Consider the following 14,415-nt stretch of genomic DNA (forward strand, 5'->3'; position numbering starts at 1 on the left):
AATTACCTTGTAAAAACAAATTCGTTTTTATCTTCATTAGACTCTTCTGCGCTGTAAGCGTAGCCGTCGTAATCAAAACCTTTGAGACCGTCTATTGTGTTTACATCCTTATCTATAATATAACGCACCATAGAGCCACGGGCTTTTTTTGCAAAGAATGAAATAATCTTGAGTTTCCCATTTTTAAAATCTTTAAAGATAGGTGTGATTACGGGTACTTTGAGCTGCTTAGGTTTTATAGATTTAAAATACTCTTGACTCGCAAGGTTTACAAAAAGCTCATCATCTTTAAGTTCTTTATTAAGCGCTTCGGTAAGGGTGTCTCCCCAAAACTCGTATAAATTTTTATTACTGTAGTACTCCAGTTTTGTACCCATCTCAAGACGGTATGCCTGCATTAAATCTAGTGGTCGTAAGATCCCATACATCCCACTTAAAATACGTAAGGTGTCTTGAAGTTTGTCCAGCTTTTCAGTTGGGATGGTATAAGCATCAAGCCCCGTGTATACATCACCATCAAAGGTATATACGGCTGGTCTTGCGTTCTTTTTTGTAAATGGAGTTGTAAAATCTTGGTATCGCTGGTAGTTTAAGTCTGCAAGCTTCTCACTAATGTGCATTAGGTCTTGAATCTCTTTCTTGGTCGTATTAGAAAGCTTGCTGTTAAGCTTTTCTGCTTGTTCTAAAAACTGCGGCTGTGTAGCACGTGTAGTAGGTAGCTTATCTTCAAAATTAAGTGACTTTGCTGGCGATACAACGATTTTCATAGGTGTTTTTCTTTTGTATCAAAGTTAGCAATTATGTCTTATAATTACAGCTCTGGCTATTGTTTTTGGTTATGGTGGGATTGATTGTTTAATGTGGTGTTTGATTTATAAAGACGTAATACCTAATAAGATTAAATGTTCAACATCCCTCTATATCTCCCTTCAATGGGAGACTTCTATTTTCTTGTCTTTGAAGTATGGTTTGGGTGTTGTTTTTTATATCAGCGCTTTAGGTTTGAAAAATTGCACAAACACCACAAAACAAATAAGCAACCCCAAAAGGAGTTGCTTATTATTGTTATGAGTACGTTTTCGCGAAAGCGTAAAAAATCTTACTGCTCTTTGCTGTGTACGGCATAGGCGCGCCACTTTTCTATACAGCCCGCCATATCTTCTGGTACGGGAGTTTCAAAACGTTTGTACTCGCCTGTGGAGGGGTGTACAAAACCTAGTGTTTTTGCGTGTAGTGCCTGGCGTGGTAATATTTTAAAACAGTTTTCTACAAACTGCTTGTACTTTGTAAATGAGGTTCCTTTTAAAATAGCATTACCACCGTAACGCTCATCATTAAAAAGGGTGTGGCCTATGTACTTCATATGCACACGTATCTGGTGTGTGCGTCCAGTCTCTAGCTTACAAGCCACCTGAGTGACATATCCCAGGCGCTCTAGTACTTTATAGTGTGTAACGGCTGGTTTTCCTTGCTCCTCATCATCATCTTTAAAAACGGTGTTCTGAAGGCGGTTTTTAGGGTGACGGCCTATGTTACCTTCTATCGTACCCTCATCATCTACCACGTTACCCCATACGATGGCCACATACTCACGCTCTGTCGTTTTATTAAAAAACTGCTTTGAGAGGTGGGTCATCGCGTGTTCCGTCTTTGCTACCACTAGAAGACCACTGGTGTCTTTATCTATACGGTGTACAAGTCCTGGGCGCTCGCTAGAGTTATTAGGTAAATTATCTATGTGGTGTATAAGTGCATTAATCAAGGTGCCAGAGTAGTTACCGTGACCTGGGTGTACGACCATACCGGCAGGCTTGTTTACCACGAGAAGATCATCATCTTCATAAATAATATCTAGTGGGATATCTTCTGGAGTGAGTAAAAACTCGTGTGGCGGGTGCTCAAACATCGCGCGTACCACATCTCCTGCTTTTACCTTGTAATTTTGTTTTACAACTTTGTTGTTTACTTGTATGCTACCATTTTTGGCAGCCTTTTGTATTTTATTACGTGTAGCATTTTCTACAAAGTTCATTAAGAACTTATCTACTCGTAGCGGTTCTTGACCTTTACTGGCAGTAAAGCTATAATGCTCATATAGCTCATCGTCTTGAGGTTCTGGACCTATGGGTTGTTCTTCGTTCATTGTTTAATTATCGTCAGATGCGTTATTAGAAATAGCATCTCGGTAATCTCCTTTACCATTACCTAGTACGAGGTCTATCACAGATGTTTTTTCTAAGCGATCTCCTGCTTTTACTTTTTTTCCTTTGTGTCTCAGGTCTCTTACCTCGTCTTCGCCTATCCAGTCTACGTAGGTGATTTTTCCTATTTTAAAACCTAGGGCTTTGAGTGTAGGCTCTGCCTGGCGACGTGTTTTTCCCACAATAGGAGGGATGGTCATTTTTTGATAACCAGAAGGGTTAAGCACTAAGTATATCTGTCTGTTTTCTTTTACAAATTTACCAGCGTTTGGCTCTTGATCTATGACAGAGTACTTAGGGTAATCTGGGTTAAAGTTTGCACTATCTATGATAAAGTAGCGCAGCTCTGCATTTTCTAGTTCTTGACTCACGAGGTCTAGTGTCATCCCTTTTACATTAGGCACTGCGATACGCTCATCGTGATTTGTGGTACTACCTAACCACCATCTGGTGATAAAAATTAAGGCAATTACAATAATGATGGCAAGGGCGATTTGTTTTACAAATGCTTTGCTTACTAGAAATTTTACAAAACTCATAAATGGGATGTGGTTAGAGGTGCAAATATATAAAATTGACAGCCTATTTGGCGTAGGTATGATTATACCTATTTTTACAATGTACGTTAATGAGACAGATTTAGTTGTCTCCTTTAAAATTTTCACGAAAGTGCAGAAAAAAAATATCGCCGTTTTAATGGGTGGCTACAGTAGCGAGTATGAAATATCGCTTAACAGTGGTGCCACTGTAGTTGCTTCTTTAGATAAAGAAAAATACCAAGTATATGCCGTGCACATCCTTACCGAGGGATGGTTTTGTGTGATAGATGGCGAGCGATTTACGATAGATAGAGGTGACTTTAGCTTTAAGGACGCTTCCGCGAAAAAGGTAACCTTTGACGCCTGTTACAATACCATACACGGAACGCCGGGCGAGGACGGAAAACTACAAGCCTACTTAGAATTGCTAGGAATCCCACAGACAAGTTGTGGTTTTTATGAGAGTGCAATGACGTTTAATAAGCGTGACACACTAAGCGTATTGAGTTCATATGGTGTGCCAATGGCGCAATCTGTATACGTAAATAAGGGCGATGAGATTGATATGTCTTTTAAAAACCTGCTAGCTATAAAAGTGGGCTACCCTTGTTTTGTGAAGCCTAACCGCGCAGGTTCTAGTTATGGAGTGAGTAAGGTGTACAAAGAAGGTGATCTTATTGCGGCGCTTGATAATGCGTTTAAGGAAGATAACCAGGTTTTGATTGAGTCATTTTTAAGCGGGACAGAAGTATCTGTAGGGGTGTATGATTTTGGCAATGGGGCGGAGGTGCTTCCAGTTTGTGAGATTGTACCAGATGGAGATTTTTTTAGTCTAGAAGCAAAGTACTCTGGAAAATCACAAGAGATTGTGCCAGCAAGACTAGATGAGCGTGAGACGGCAGATGTGCAGGGACTTACAAAGGGTATTTATGAATTGCTGGGTCTTAAGGGGATTTGCCGCATAGATTTTATCTTTCACGAGGGGAAGCCACATTTTGTAGAGGTAAATACAAACCCTGGTCTCTCAAAGGAAAGCATCATACCTAGAGAGTTTAAAGCAGCAGGATTATTACTTACAGAAGTTTTTGGTGAAGCTATAGAAGTAGCAATTAGAAATAACAGTTAAATTTACAGAGATAGTATCCTTGAGATTTTCGCTTTTTCGGGAATCACATTAAGATTAAGATTATGAAAAGAAAGGCAGTATTTCCGGGGAGTTTTGATCCCATTACACTTGGGCATTACGATATAATAGAACGAGGTCTTACCCTCTTTGACGAGATAATACTTGCTATAGGTGTCAACTCAGATAAAAAATATATGTTTTCTCTAGAGCAGCGCAAGCAGTTTCTAGAAGATACGTTTAAAGATGAGCCACGCATTAAAGTAATGACCTATAAAGGTCTTACTATAGATTTTTGTAAGGAGCAAGAAAGCGAGTTCATTTTAAGAGGACTGCGTAATCCTGGAGATTTTGAGTTTGAAAAGGCAATCGCCCATACTAACAGAAAATTATCTGGTATCGAGACCGTATTCTTACTTACGAGTTCTGGTAAGAGCTATATATCTTCTTCCATAGTACGTGATGTAATACGTAACGGTGGTGACTGTTCTGGTCTGGTGCCAGATGTGGTAGAGCCTTGTGCAAATAAGATCTGGAAAGAGATACAAGCAAAAAGAAAATAAGAGTTCAAAACCTTCATCCATAAAAAAGCCGCCCACTGGGCGGCTTTTACCATTTATATATAACCTGTAACCTAATTACTTTTTATTCTGCTGTTCTTTGATGGTCTTTTTATCGATATCAAAGTCGTTTGTAGTTTGATTTATATTTCCCGTTGGATTGGTCGGGTTAGTTTGCTCTACTTTTCTTTCAAATTTACGTTCCATAATCTTTTTCATTTTTAAGTTGATATAAAGATAAAAATCACGGTTGTTAATTCGTCTTAAAGGCTTGTTAGTCTTAGGTTAAAGTGTTGATTATCTTATGGTTTCTACAAAGCTAGCAACGCTGTTTGCTCCATTCTTAGTAATATGCTTTATAAAAGCACTTCCTATAATGGCTCCTTTTTGATGGGTAGTGGCTGCCTTAAAAGTTTCCTCATTACTTATCCCAAAACCAACAATCTGCGGATTGTTAAGATTCATAGCTGCAATACGTTTAAAGTAATCTTCTGTGCTGTTGCCAAAACCGCTCGTAGCGCCCGTCGTACTTGCACTACTCACCATATAGATAAACCCATCACTCGCGGCATCTATCTGTTGTATACGCGCGTCACTAGTTTGTGGTGTGATAAGGAAGACATTAATAAGTCCGTACTTTTCAAAAATCTCTTTATACTCAGCTTCATATTCGGCAAGTGGTAAGTCTGGCATAATAATACCATCTATCCCTATTTGTTGACAACGCTTACAGAATTTTTCAACCCCATATTGTAGCATCGGGTTAAAGTATCCCATCACAATAAGCGGGATATGTATGGTCTCACGAATACCGTCTAACTGGCTAAACAGCTTTTCGGTAGTCATCCCATTGTGAAGTGCAGCAGTACTTGACTCTTGGATAGTAGGCCCATCTGCCAGCGGATCTGAAAATGGTAATCCTATCTCCACCATATCTACACCGCTTTCTTGAAGCTGCGTTAAGATAGAAACAGTATCATCTATGGCTGGATATCCAGCAGTGAAGTATAAGCTTAGTAGCTTTTTATCTTCTTGTAATTTTTCTTTTATTCTATTCATCTGAATAAATATTTTGTCATTCCCGCGTAGGCGGGAATCTTAATTTGTATTTGTAATTTTCTGCGTAGGCAGGAATCTTATCTTTTACTGAGCTTACCTATTCATAGGAATGTCATTTTCTATATTAGATTTTGATATTACGCTTTCGCGAAAGCGATGTCACAACATCCAGTATAAATCTTCCCATTTAGGATTCATATCATTAATCAAATTCTCTTTCCACTCACGATTCCATTTTTTGATTTGTTTTTCTCTTTTGATAGCGTTTTCAACATATTGAGTAACTTCAAACCAAACTAATTTTTCGGTATTGTACTTACCTGAAAAGCCTTTAGAACTTTTTGATTTATATTGGTTAATTCTTCTCTTTAGATTGTCTGTAAATCCAAGATATAAAACAGTATTGTTCTTGTTTGTTATTATGTATGTGTAAAACTGGTTTGGCTCCATTTTGTATGGGATTTCCACCTTCGTGGAAATGACAAAGGTTTCAGCTATAGCTCAAAATATTCTATAAACGTATTCAAATCCTTATCACCTCGTCCCGAAAGATTGATTACCACGATATCATCTTTTTTGAATTTTCTAGTCTCAAAAATGGCAAGAGCGTGACTTGTCTCAATCGCAGGGATAATACCTTCTAGTTTACTTAATTCTAGTCCAGCCGTCATCGCATCCTCATCCGTCACAGAGATAAATTCCCCACGCCCAGAGCGGAAGAGGTTTGCGTGCATAGGCCCTACTCCTGGGTAGTCAAGACCCGCAGAGATAGAGTAAGGCTCTGTAATCTGCCCGTCGTCTGTTTGCATTAATAAGGTCTTACTTCCGTGTATAATTCCCTCACGTCCCAGTGCAGATGTTGCAGCACTCTCACCAGTATTTACTCCTTTGCCAGCAGCCTCTACAGCGATAATGCCCACTTCTGGTTCATCAAGATAATGGTAATATAATCCAGCGGCATTACTACCACCACCCACACAGGCTACTACATAATCTGGATTTTCTTTCCCTTCTTTTTCTAGCAACTGCTTCTTAGTCTCCTCAGAAATCACCGACTGAAAACGAGCCACCATATCTGGATAAGGGTGTGGTCCCACCACAGAACCTATAATGTAATGTGTGTCTACTGGGTTATTAATCCAGTCACGTATCGCTTCGTTAGTCGCATCTTTTAAGGTTCTACTTCCAGACATTGCTGGACGTACGGTTGCTCCTAGCATTTTCATACGAGCCACGTTAGGCGCTTGGCGCTCAATATCTACAGCACCCATATATACGATACATTCTAGTCCCATAAGTGCACACACCGTTGCTGTAGCAACACCGTGCTGTCCCGCGCCAGTCTCTGCGATAATGCGGTTCTTACCTAGTCGCTTAGCCATAAGAATCTGGCCTATGGTATTATTTACTTTATGAGCTCCGGTATGACAGAGATCTTCCCTTTTGAGATATACCTTTGTGCCATACTTCTCGCTAAAGCGTTTTGCATAATAAAGCGGTGTAGGACGACCTACATAATCTTTTAAGAGTTGTTTAAACTCCTCTTGAAAAGAAGACTCCTGCATAATTTGCACATACTGAGAGCGCAGTTCTTCTACGTTAGGATAGAGCATCTCTGGAATAAATGCTCCGCCAAAATCTCCGTAGTACCCTCTCTCGTCTGCTTGGTAACTGGTGTTATTTTCTAGTATCATAGCTGCAATACTTTTTTAAATTCGGTTAATTTTTCAATATTTTTTAAACCTGGCTTATCCTCAAACTTGCTATTTACGTCTAGTGCGATAATAGGCAAATCTGTTGCCAGTATTTCTTTTACTTTTTCTACTTCTTCCAGCCCTATGCCGCCACTTAAAACGATAGGGGTTTGAGATGTGTAATTTTTTAATACACTCCAGTCAAAGGTGTAGCCGTTGCCTCCTTTTTCTTTTCCCTTTGTGTCAAAAAGGAAAGCGTCTACAAGGCCCTCGTAAGGTGTGAGCTGCTCAAAGTCAAAACTGTCTTTGATTCCAAAAACTTTCCAAATCTTGAGGTCTCGACTGCACTCGACCAGACAAGCTTGAAGTTCTTTTATGTATTCAGGGGATTCGCTACCGTGTAACTGGATTACGTTGAGGTTGTGCTGTGTTATTTTCGCTTTCGCGAAAGCAATATCAGCATCTACAAAAACCCCTACGCGGTCAATTCCCTCCGGTAATTCTGGAATCGCTAGGTTGCCAAAATCTCGTTTGCTCTTCTCATAAAATATAAATCCAAGATAATCTGGCTGCAATGCAGCGACCTCTTGTGTGTTATATTTCATACCGCATATTTTGATTTTCATTTTGTGTCTTTCTCTATGAGATTATCTAATATTCCTTTTGCTTGCGGAGTAAGAAACTCTCTAGTGAGAGCAACTTCCTTAGAGCCTTGAGCGAGTATGTAATCTCCCGCAAAATATTTTTTCTTAGTCAGTTTTGAAAAAGCAAGCTCTTTCTTTCCGATACCTAAAAAACCTCTAATAATGATACTTGACTGAGTTATTTGGAGCCATCCCTGACGTTTTAATATTGCATAAACTATGAGATGTAAAATTCCCCAAACAAAAAACCAGTCAAGAACACCATAATCACCTTCTATGATAACGGTTATAAGTCCGAGTATGGTGTAAGCTATACCAGTCCAAAGGTAGTAGCGTAGCTGCTTGTTAGAGTAAGGAACGTTTATCATTAATCTAGTTGTTTTATGAAAGTAGCGGCACTTTCACCTGGGTTATCTGTTTTCATAAAATTTTCACCTATAAGGAAACCTTGAAAACCGTGTGGCTTTAATTCCTTGATCGCCTCTACAGAACTGATACCACTTTCTGACACTTTTACAAACTCATCTGGAATTTGCTTGATGAGTTCTTTGCTAGTCTCTAGGCTTACTTCAAAGGTCTTTAGGTTTCGGTTGTTGATGCCTAGCATATCTACAGATGGCATAATAGACTTCTGTAATTCTTCCTCATTATGAGACTCACAAAGCACATCGAGATTAAGACTTTTTGCAAAGGTTGAAAACTGCTCTATTTGCTTTCGCGAAAGCGTAGCTGCAATAAGTAATATCGCATCTGCACCGTAGGCTTTGGCTTCAAGAATCTGGTATTCATCTACTATAAACTCCTTACGTAATAGCGGAAACTGTGCTGCTGCTCTAGCAAGTAATAAGTCGTCCAGCGAGCCGCCAAAATATTTTCCATCTGTAAGTACAGACATCCCGCTCACGCCCGCCTGCTCATAACCGCTTGCGACATCTTGCACGCTCAGGCTGTTGTTTATAACAGACTTACTAGGAGACCTTCTTTTATACTCTGCGATAATCCCAGAGCCTGAGCTTACTGCTTTTGCAAGTGATATGGTAGCTCTCTCAAAAAGCACAGATTGCTCTAGCTGGCTCACGGGGATAAGACTTTTTCTCAACGCTACTTCCTTGATTTTATCTGCTGTAATTTTATCTAGTATGGTCATCTTAGTTGCTTAGGGCTTGAAGTTGTTTGAGTTTTTGTGCGGCTTTACCAGAGAGTAAGCTCTCTTTTGCTTGTTCAAAACCTTGTAAAGGTGTTAGACCTTTTACAGTCGCAATAGCCATCCCAGCGTTTGCACACACCACATTGTTTTGTGCCTGGGTGCCTTTACCAGAAATTACATTTGTAAATATTTGCGCCGAAGACTCAACAGAGTCACCACCATAAATATCTTGTTGAGCGTGTGCATTTACACCAAAATCTCTAGGTGTGAGCATAAGCTCTGTCTCATTTGTAATAGCCTTTGTAGCTCCTGTAAGTGATATCTCATCATAACCGTCTAATGCGTGCAGTATGGTAAAGTTTTTATCTCCTTTTTGATATAAATATCCATACATTCTTGCGAGTTCTAGGTTAAAAACTCCCACTAGCTGGTTGCTCGGGAATGCTGGGTTAACCATAGGGCCTAGCATATTAAAAAAGGTTTTTACACCTAACTCTCTACGTATAGGGCCTACGTTTTTCATAGCAGGGTGGAAGAGTGGTGCGTGTAGTACACACATCCCTACCTCATCCATAGATCGCTTCAAGAAGTCCTTATCGTTACTAAATTTTATGCCTAGATACTCCATCACATTACTACTTCCACTTACAGAGCTCACCCCATAATTACCGTGCTTAGTCACGTGCACACCAGCACCAGCTGTTACAAAGCTAGAGAGTGTTGAGATATTAAACGTGTCTTTACCATCACCACCTGTACCACAAAGATCTATGGCGTTATAATCTGAGAAGTCTACAGCAAGACAAAGATCTAGTAAGGCATCTCTAAAACCTTCTAGCTCCTCTACGGTTATACTACGCATCATATAAACGGTAAGAAAAGAAGCAATCTGACTCTGATTGTATTTACCCTCAGAGATGTTTACGAGAACCTCACGGCTTTCGGCTTTTGTGAGTTGGTCGTGGTTAATTAATCTATTAAGTATGGCTTTCATTATTTAGGCGTGTTGATGTGAACAATAATAGGGTCTGCTTTATCTTTCTTTATGTTTTGCAATCCTATTGTTGCTAGTTCTTGATCTGTTGCTAGTCTTGAACTAGCCTGGTTAAGTGCTACGTAATTGTAAACTCCCTTTGGTGTGCTTGCTATCCAGCCTTTTGTAAGTGGTGACTTTCTTACAGAGGCTGTCTCGCTCGTAAAGCGTTGCAAGAAACCTAATGCGCTTTTACGCATATCTTCTTTACTGGTTCCCCTAGGGAAAATAATATAGGTTCCGTTTGAAAAAAGTACCCAGTTAGGTCGCTTAGGACTTACACCAAGTTTTGTGTTAAAAATCAGTTTTTTATAGACATCTACATTCTCATCTTCTACTACTTCTTTAAGAGGCTCAGGTTCGGCTTCTATTACGACCACGGGTGTCGCAGGTTTTGTAGTTTCTACAGGTGTTGATTTTGTGCTCTCACAACCACCTATTAATAGAAAACAACTTGCTAGTAGAAATAATGTAAATCTCATCATATATAGTATTAACTAATCACCCAATTTTTAATCATTGTTTTTCCTTCTGGAGTAAGTACAGATTCTGGGTGAAACTGTACACCACGTATGTCCAGTTCTCTATGACGTAGTGCCATTATCTGGCCATTTTCATCTACCGCAGTAACTTCTAATGCTGGCGGAAAATCTTCTGTAGCTACCACCCACGAGTGGTAACGCCCTACGGCTATTTCTTCACCAAGGTCTTTAAAGAGTACGGTGTCTGGTTGTGTGACAGTGACCTGTGTCGCGACACCGTGAAAAACCTTATCAAGATTGATAAGCGTACCTCCGTACACTTCACCTATGGCTTGTTGCCCAAGGCAAACGCCAAGTATAGGTCTTCTTCCTCCATAAGTTTTTATTACTTGCTTGAGCAGTCCAGCTTCTTCTGGAATGCCAGGGCCTGGAGAAAGCAATATTTTATCATACTGCTCGCACTCTTCAAGCGCAAACTGGTCATTACGTTTTACGGTAACGATGCAATCTAATTCTTCTAGGTAGTGCACAAGGTTGTACACAAAGGAATCATAGTTGTCTATTACTAATATCTTTTTCATTGTTTAAATATCTTCTGCGATGTCAAGTGCTTTATTAAGCGCTCCTAATTTGTTGTAAACTTCTTGTAATTCTTTAGCGGGATCACTGCCAGATACCACTCCAGCACCTGCTTGCCAGTGTAGGGTGTGATTTTTACTTAAGAAAGAACGTATGATAATAGCGTGATTAAAATTACCGTAAAAATCCATAAAACCTATCGCTCCACCGTAGAAGGTGCGATTGCGGTTTTCATACTTCTCAAGTAGCTGCATTGCCATATGCTTAGGCGCACCACTGAGTGTTCCTGCTGGAAAGGTGTCTGCTACCACTTGTAAGGTATTGCTACCCTCGTGCATTTGTCCCGTTACCTTACTCACGAGGTGTATTACGTGTGAGAAAAACTGCACCTCGCGATAGGTGTCTACCTTTACATCGTGACCATTGCGTGATAAGTCATTACGAGCAAGATCAACGAGCATCACGTGTTCTGAGTTTTCTTTTTCGTCTTTGGCTAGTTCTTTTGCAAGTATGGCGTCTTGCTCATCATTACCGGTACGTTTAAAAGTACCTGCAATAGGGTGAATCTCTGCGAGACCGTCTTGCACAATAATCTGAGCTTCTGGTGATGAGCCAAAGATTTTATAATCTCCGTAGTCAAAATAGAATAGATACGGCGACGGGTTAACACTGCGCAAAGCTCTATATACATTAAACTCATCTCCGGTAAATTGCTGCGAGAAGCGTTTACTAGGCACAATCTGAAAAACATCACCACGCTGGCAGTGCTTTTTACAAGTTTCTACGAGTGCTTTATAATCTGCATCTGTGATGTTGCTGGTGAGTTCGTTCTTTCGGTTGAAGTTAAACTCTGCAAAGTTTTTTGATTTTAAAAGCTGCTCAATCTCATCGATATTATTGTCTCCCGTGGTGTTGTGACAAAATATATGCGCCTCATTATTAAAATGATTAATAGCGATAATATTTTGGTAAACGGCATAGTAAATATCCGGTATGTGGAGATCTCCTTCTTTTTTGGCGATTTCTATATCTTCAAAGTACTGCACAGAATCATACGATAGGTAACCAAACAAGCCATTGTTTATGAACTTGTGAGCTGTCTTTGTAGATGAGAACGCTTTCGCGAAAGCGTCTAAAACCCCCACAACATTAGTCTCTGCTGTGATTGTAATTTCCTCCTTCTTGCCATCTGGAAATTGCTGTGTGATTATACCATCGCCCACGCTTATAGAAGCAATAGGGTTGCAGCATATGTAAGAGAAGCTATTATCATTTGCGTGATAGTCACTACTCTCGAGCAGTAAACTATTAGGGAAACGATCGCGCAGCCTTAAGTATACCGATACAGGAGTGATGGTATCTGCTAGGAGTCTTTTTGAAAATGTAGTTAATTGATATTTCATTTGTTACATATTGTTTTCTCAAAATTGAGAACAAAAAAAAGCCTGTCGTAAAGACAGGCTGTATATGAATGGTACATAGGTGCGTGCTTACGACAACGATTGTTGTGTAATCCACCACCAAGTATGTACTGTATTGTTTTTCATTTATGATGTAAAGATAGGGAGCGATTTTATAATAAAAAAGCCCAATGGATAAAAAATATACACTGAGCTTTTTACGGGGGAATAATTAGGAAATTATTAGAGAGTCAAGCTCACTGCAAGCTCAAAATTATCTGAAATAGCATTGTCTTTTAAGTTGTCAAAAAACGATGCAGAGCCATAACGTACACCATATTTTGTGCGATCTACATTAAAAACGGTAGTGGCTACGCCATTCTCTATGGTCATATTAACCTTTGTAGGTAGTGTAGTTCCTTTTATAGTAAGGTCACCCACTACACTATAACCATTACCACTTTTTGCTACTTCTGTGATAACAAATGTAGCTTCGCTATGGTTTGTAGTATCAAAAAAGTCTGCAGAGTTTAAGTGTCCTTCTAGTTTTTCTTTTCCTTCGCCAGCTTTTAAGTCTGTTACCGCAATAGTAGTCATATCTACTACAAAGCTACCACCTACTAGTTGGTCACCATCCATTTCAAGTGTTCCAGATTTTAGGTTAATAGTACCTGTGTGTTGTCCTAGTACTTTTTTACCTGTCCAAGTAATAGTGCTTTCTTTTACGTTTACTGTTTTTTCTACAGGTTCTGTGCTTGCAGTGGCTCCTGTTGTAACAATAAGTGCTAAAAATGCTGTTGTGATTGTCTTTTTCATCTTTTAGTTTTTAATAATTATGTTCTTAGTTTATTGAGCAAGTTATTGAGCTGCTCTATCTCAGTATTGTCTAGTTGAGTGGTTATTTTATCTTCGGCTTGAGTCACTACTTTGTCTAACTCATTAAGTAATGACAAGCCAGCCTCTGTAATTGTAATTTCAATTTTACGACGGTTTGAGGGGCACGTACTGCGATTTACAAGCTCTTTTTTGAGTAGTTTATCTACTAGGCGTGTTGTATTACTTGCTTTTGTAACCATACGGTCATTGAGCGTAGATAGATTTGCAGGTTTTCCTTTTTGCCCACGTAATATGCGTAATACATTAAACTGCTGTAATGATATATCGTAGGGTTTGAGTGCCATTAATAAGATATCATTAGACCATTGTGCTGTATAGGCTAGGTTTATAATAAGCCTTTGAGAAGGCTTGAGACTCGTGGTTTTTATGTGTTCTTCTATTGTCATTACAATATTTGTATATACAAATGTATAATTATTTTGCAATAGAATATCTATGTTTAGATATTTTTAACGTTAAAGTACTTCTGATTTTTTCCATTATCTTAACATCCTATTACTAAAGTCTGTTAAGAGATGTTCTTAGTTCTGGGTCTCTGTATAATTTTGTATGATGCGATTTTTAATACTCTTGTTGGTTCTATGTACAATCTCTTGTAAGAAAGAGGTAGAAGAAAAGGCATATCATTATGTAGAAGGGGCAGATATAAAGATGTTTGATTATAATGAACTTGATAGTTATATAAAAAATCATCCATCTGAGACACTTGTGGTAAATTTTTGGGCTACCTGGTGTGCTCCTTGTATAAAGGAATTACCAGCTTTTGAAAAACTAGGAAATACCTATGCAGATCAAGATGTGAAAATTCTTTTAGTGAGTCTTGACTTCCCAGAACAGATGGATCATCTAAAAGCATTTGTAGCAAAAAAAGAATTGCAATCTGAGGTTGTATTTTTAGACGATGGAGATGCAAACAGATGGATACCTAAAGTAGATAAGAACTGGAGTGGGGCCTTACCAGCAACACTTATTATAGGTGATAAAAGAAAACGCTTTTATGAACAATCATTTACATATGGCTTGTTAGAAAGTGAATTGAAATATATTTTAAATTAAA

The 14,415-nt window shown here is 39.0% G+C and carries 19 protein-coding genes; 3 read left to right on the forward strand and 16 right to left on the reverse strand.

Annotated features, from left to right (window positions below):
* Positions 1–2: 2 nt before the first annotated feature.
* The 3 genes from yaaA to I597_RS07115 all read right to left on the reverse strand — a co-directional run bounded on the left by yaaA (position 3) and on the right by I597_RS07115 (position 2,740).
* A complete protein-coding gene (gene yaaA, locus I597_RS07105; protein ID WP_035327859.1) occupies positions 3–767 on the reverse strand; it encodes a peroxide stress protein YaaA in 765 nt (254 codons plus the stop codon).
* A 332-nt stretch (positions 768–1,099) separates the two neighbouring features.
* The gene (locus tag I597_RS07110) at positions 1,100–2,143 is read right to left on the reverse strand and encodes an RluA family pseudouridine synthase (RefSeq protein WP_035327862.1); all 1,044 of its coding nucleotides are present in this window, start codon (positions 2,141–2,143) and stop codon (positions 1,100–1,102) included.
* A gap of 3 nt (positions 2,144–2,146) precedes the next feature.
* On the reverse strand, positions 2,147–2,740 hold the full coding sequence (locus I597_RS07115) for a PASTA domain-containing protein (protein WP_035327865.1): 594 nt from the start codon (positions 2,738–2,740) through the stop codon (positions 2,147–2,149).
* Between the two features lie 79 nt (positions 2,741–2,819).
* On the opposite strand from I597_RS07115, the gene I597_RS07120 reads away from it, so the two are divergent.
* Complete coding sequence (locus tag I597_RS07120; protein ID WP_052112045.1) at positions 2,820–3,866, forward strand: D-alanine--D-alanine ligase; 1,047 nt, start codon at positions 2,820–2,822, stop codon at positions 3,864–3,866.
* Between the two features lie 62 nt (positions 3,867–3,928).
* The gene (gene coaD / locus I597_RS07125) at positions 3,929–4,426 is read left to right on the forward strand and encodes a pantetheine-phosphate adenylyltransferase (protein ID WP_035327867.1); all 498 of its coding nucleotides are present in this window, start codon (positions 3,929–3,931) and stop codon (positions 4,424–4,426) included.
* A gap of 75 nt (positions 4,427–4,501) precedes the next feature.
* Here the strand turns inward: coaD and I597_RS14885 are convergent, their stop codons facing one another.
* The 13 genes from I597_RS14885 to I597_RS07185 form a co-directional block, all read right to left on the reverse strand.
* Entirely contained in the window at positions 4,502–4,642 is a 141-nt protein-coding gene (locus tag I597_RS14885) for a hypothetical protein (protein ID WP_157496178.1), read from the reverse strand.
* Positions 4,643–4,720: 78 nt separating this feature from the next.
* A complete protein-coding gene (gene trpA / locus I597_RS07130; RefSeq protein ID WP_035327868.1) occupies positions 4,721–5,482 on the reverse strand; it encodes a tryptophan synthase subunit alpha in 762 nt (253 codons plus the stop codon).
* A gap of 159 nt (positions 5,483–5,641) precedes the next feature.
* Entirely contained in the window at positions 5,642–5,932 is a 291-nt protein-coding gene (locus tag I597_RS07135; protein WP_035327871.1) for a GIY-YIG nuclease family protein, read from the reverse strand.
* A 44-nt stretch (positions 5,933–5,976) separates the two neighbouring features.
* On the reverse strand, positions 5,977–7,176 hold the full coding sequence (gene trpB, locus I597_RS07140; protein WP_035327873.1) for a tryptophan synthase subunit beta: 1,200 nt from the start codon (positions 7,174–7,176) through the stop codon (positions 5,977–5,979).
* Positions 7,173–7,802 (reverse strand): phosphoribosylanthranilate isomerase, encoded by a 630-nt coding sequence (locus I597_RS07145; protein ID WP_035327876.1) that lies wholly within the window; start codon positions 7,800–7,802, stop codon positions 7,173–7,175. Before I597_RS07145 ends, trpB begins: the two co-directional genes overlap by 4 nt.
* Positions 7,799–8,188 (reverse strand): hypothetical protein, encoded by a 390-nt coding sequence (locus I597_RS07150; RefSeq protein ID WP_035327879.1) that lies wholly within the window; start codon positions 8,186–8,188, stop codon positions 7,799–7,801. The genes I597_RS07145 and I597_RS07150 overlap by 4 nt, the downstream gene beginning before the upstream one ends.
* Positions 8,188–8,967: an indole-3-glycerol phosphate synthase TrpC gene (gene trpC, locus I597_RS07155; RefSeq protein ID WP_035327885.1), complete on the reverse strand. Its 780-nt coding sequence runs from the start codon at positions 8,965–8,967 to the stop codon at positions 8,188–8,190. Before trpC ends, I597_RS07150 begins: the two co-directional genes overlap by 1 nt.
* 1 nt (position 8,968) lies before the next feature.
* Positions 8,969–9,961, reverse strand: coding sequence for an anthranilate phosphoribosyltransferase (trpD, locus tag I597_RS07160; protein ID WP_035327888.1), 993 nt, complete (start codon positions 9,959–9,961; stop codon positions 8,969–8,971).
* Positions 9,961–10,485: a hypothetical protein gene (locus I597_RS07165; RefSeq protein ID WP_035327891.1), complete on the reverse strand. Its 525-nt coding sequence runs from the start codon at positions 10,483–10,485 to the stop codon at positions 9,961–9,963. Before I597_RS07165 ends, trpD begins: the two co-directional genes overlap by 1 nt.
* Positions 10,486–10,493: 8 nt before the next feature.
* Positions 10,494–11,063 (reverse strand): anthranilate synthase component II, encoded by a 570-nt coding sequence (locus I597_RS07170; RefSeq protein WP_035327898.1) that lies wholly within the window; start codon positions 11,061–11,063, stop codon positions 10,494–10,496.
* 3 nt (positions 11,064–11,066) lie between these two features.
* Complete coding sequence (locus I597_RS07175) at positions 11,067–12,464, reverse strand: anthranilate synthase component I family protein (protein WP_035327902.1); 1,398 nt, start codon at positions 12,462–12,464, stop codon at positions 11,067–11,069.
* Positions 12,465–12,704: 240 nt separating this feature from the next.
* On the reverse strand, positions 12,705–13,277 hold the full coding sequence (locus I597_RS07180; protein ID WP_035327903.1) for a YceI family protein: 573 nt from the start codon (positions 13,275–13,277) through the stop codon (positions 12,705–12,707).
* 17 nt (positions 13,278–13,294) lie between these two features.
* A complete protein-coding gene (locus I597_RS07185; RefSeq protein ID WP_035329064.1) occupies positions 13,295–13,744 on the reverse strand; it encodes a MarR family winged helix-turn-helix transcriptional regulator in 450 nt (149 codons plus the stop codon).
* A 163-nt stretch (positions 13,745–13,907) separates the two neighbouring features.
* Here I597_RS07185 and I597_RS07190 point away from each other — a divergent pair, with 163 nt between their 5' ends.
* Positions 13,908–14,414 carry a TlpA family protein disulfide reductase gene (locus I597_RS07190; RefSeq protein ID WP_236626658.1) on the forward strand — a complete coding sequence of 169 codons (507 nt, stop codon included), beginning with the start codon at positions 13,908–13,910 and terminating at the stop codon, positions 14,412–14,414.
* Position 14,415 lies beyond the last annotated feature (1 nt).

This window comes from Dokdonia donghaensis DSW-1 (genome assembly GCF_001653755.1).
Taxonomy (GTDB): Bacteria; Bacteroidota; Bacteroidia; order Flavobacteriales; family Flavobacteriaceae; genus Dokdonia; species Dokdonia donghaensis.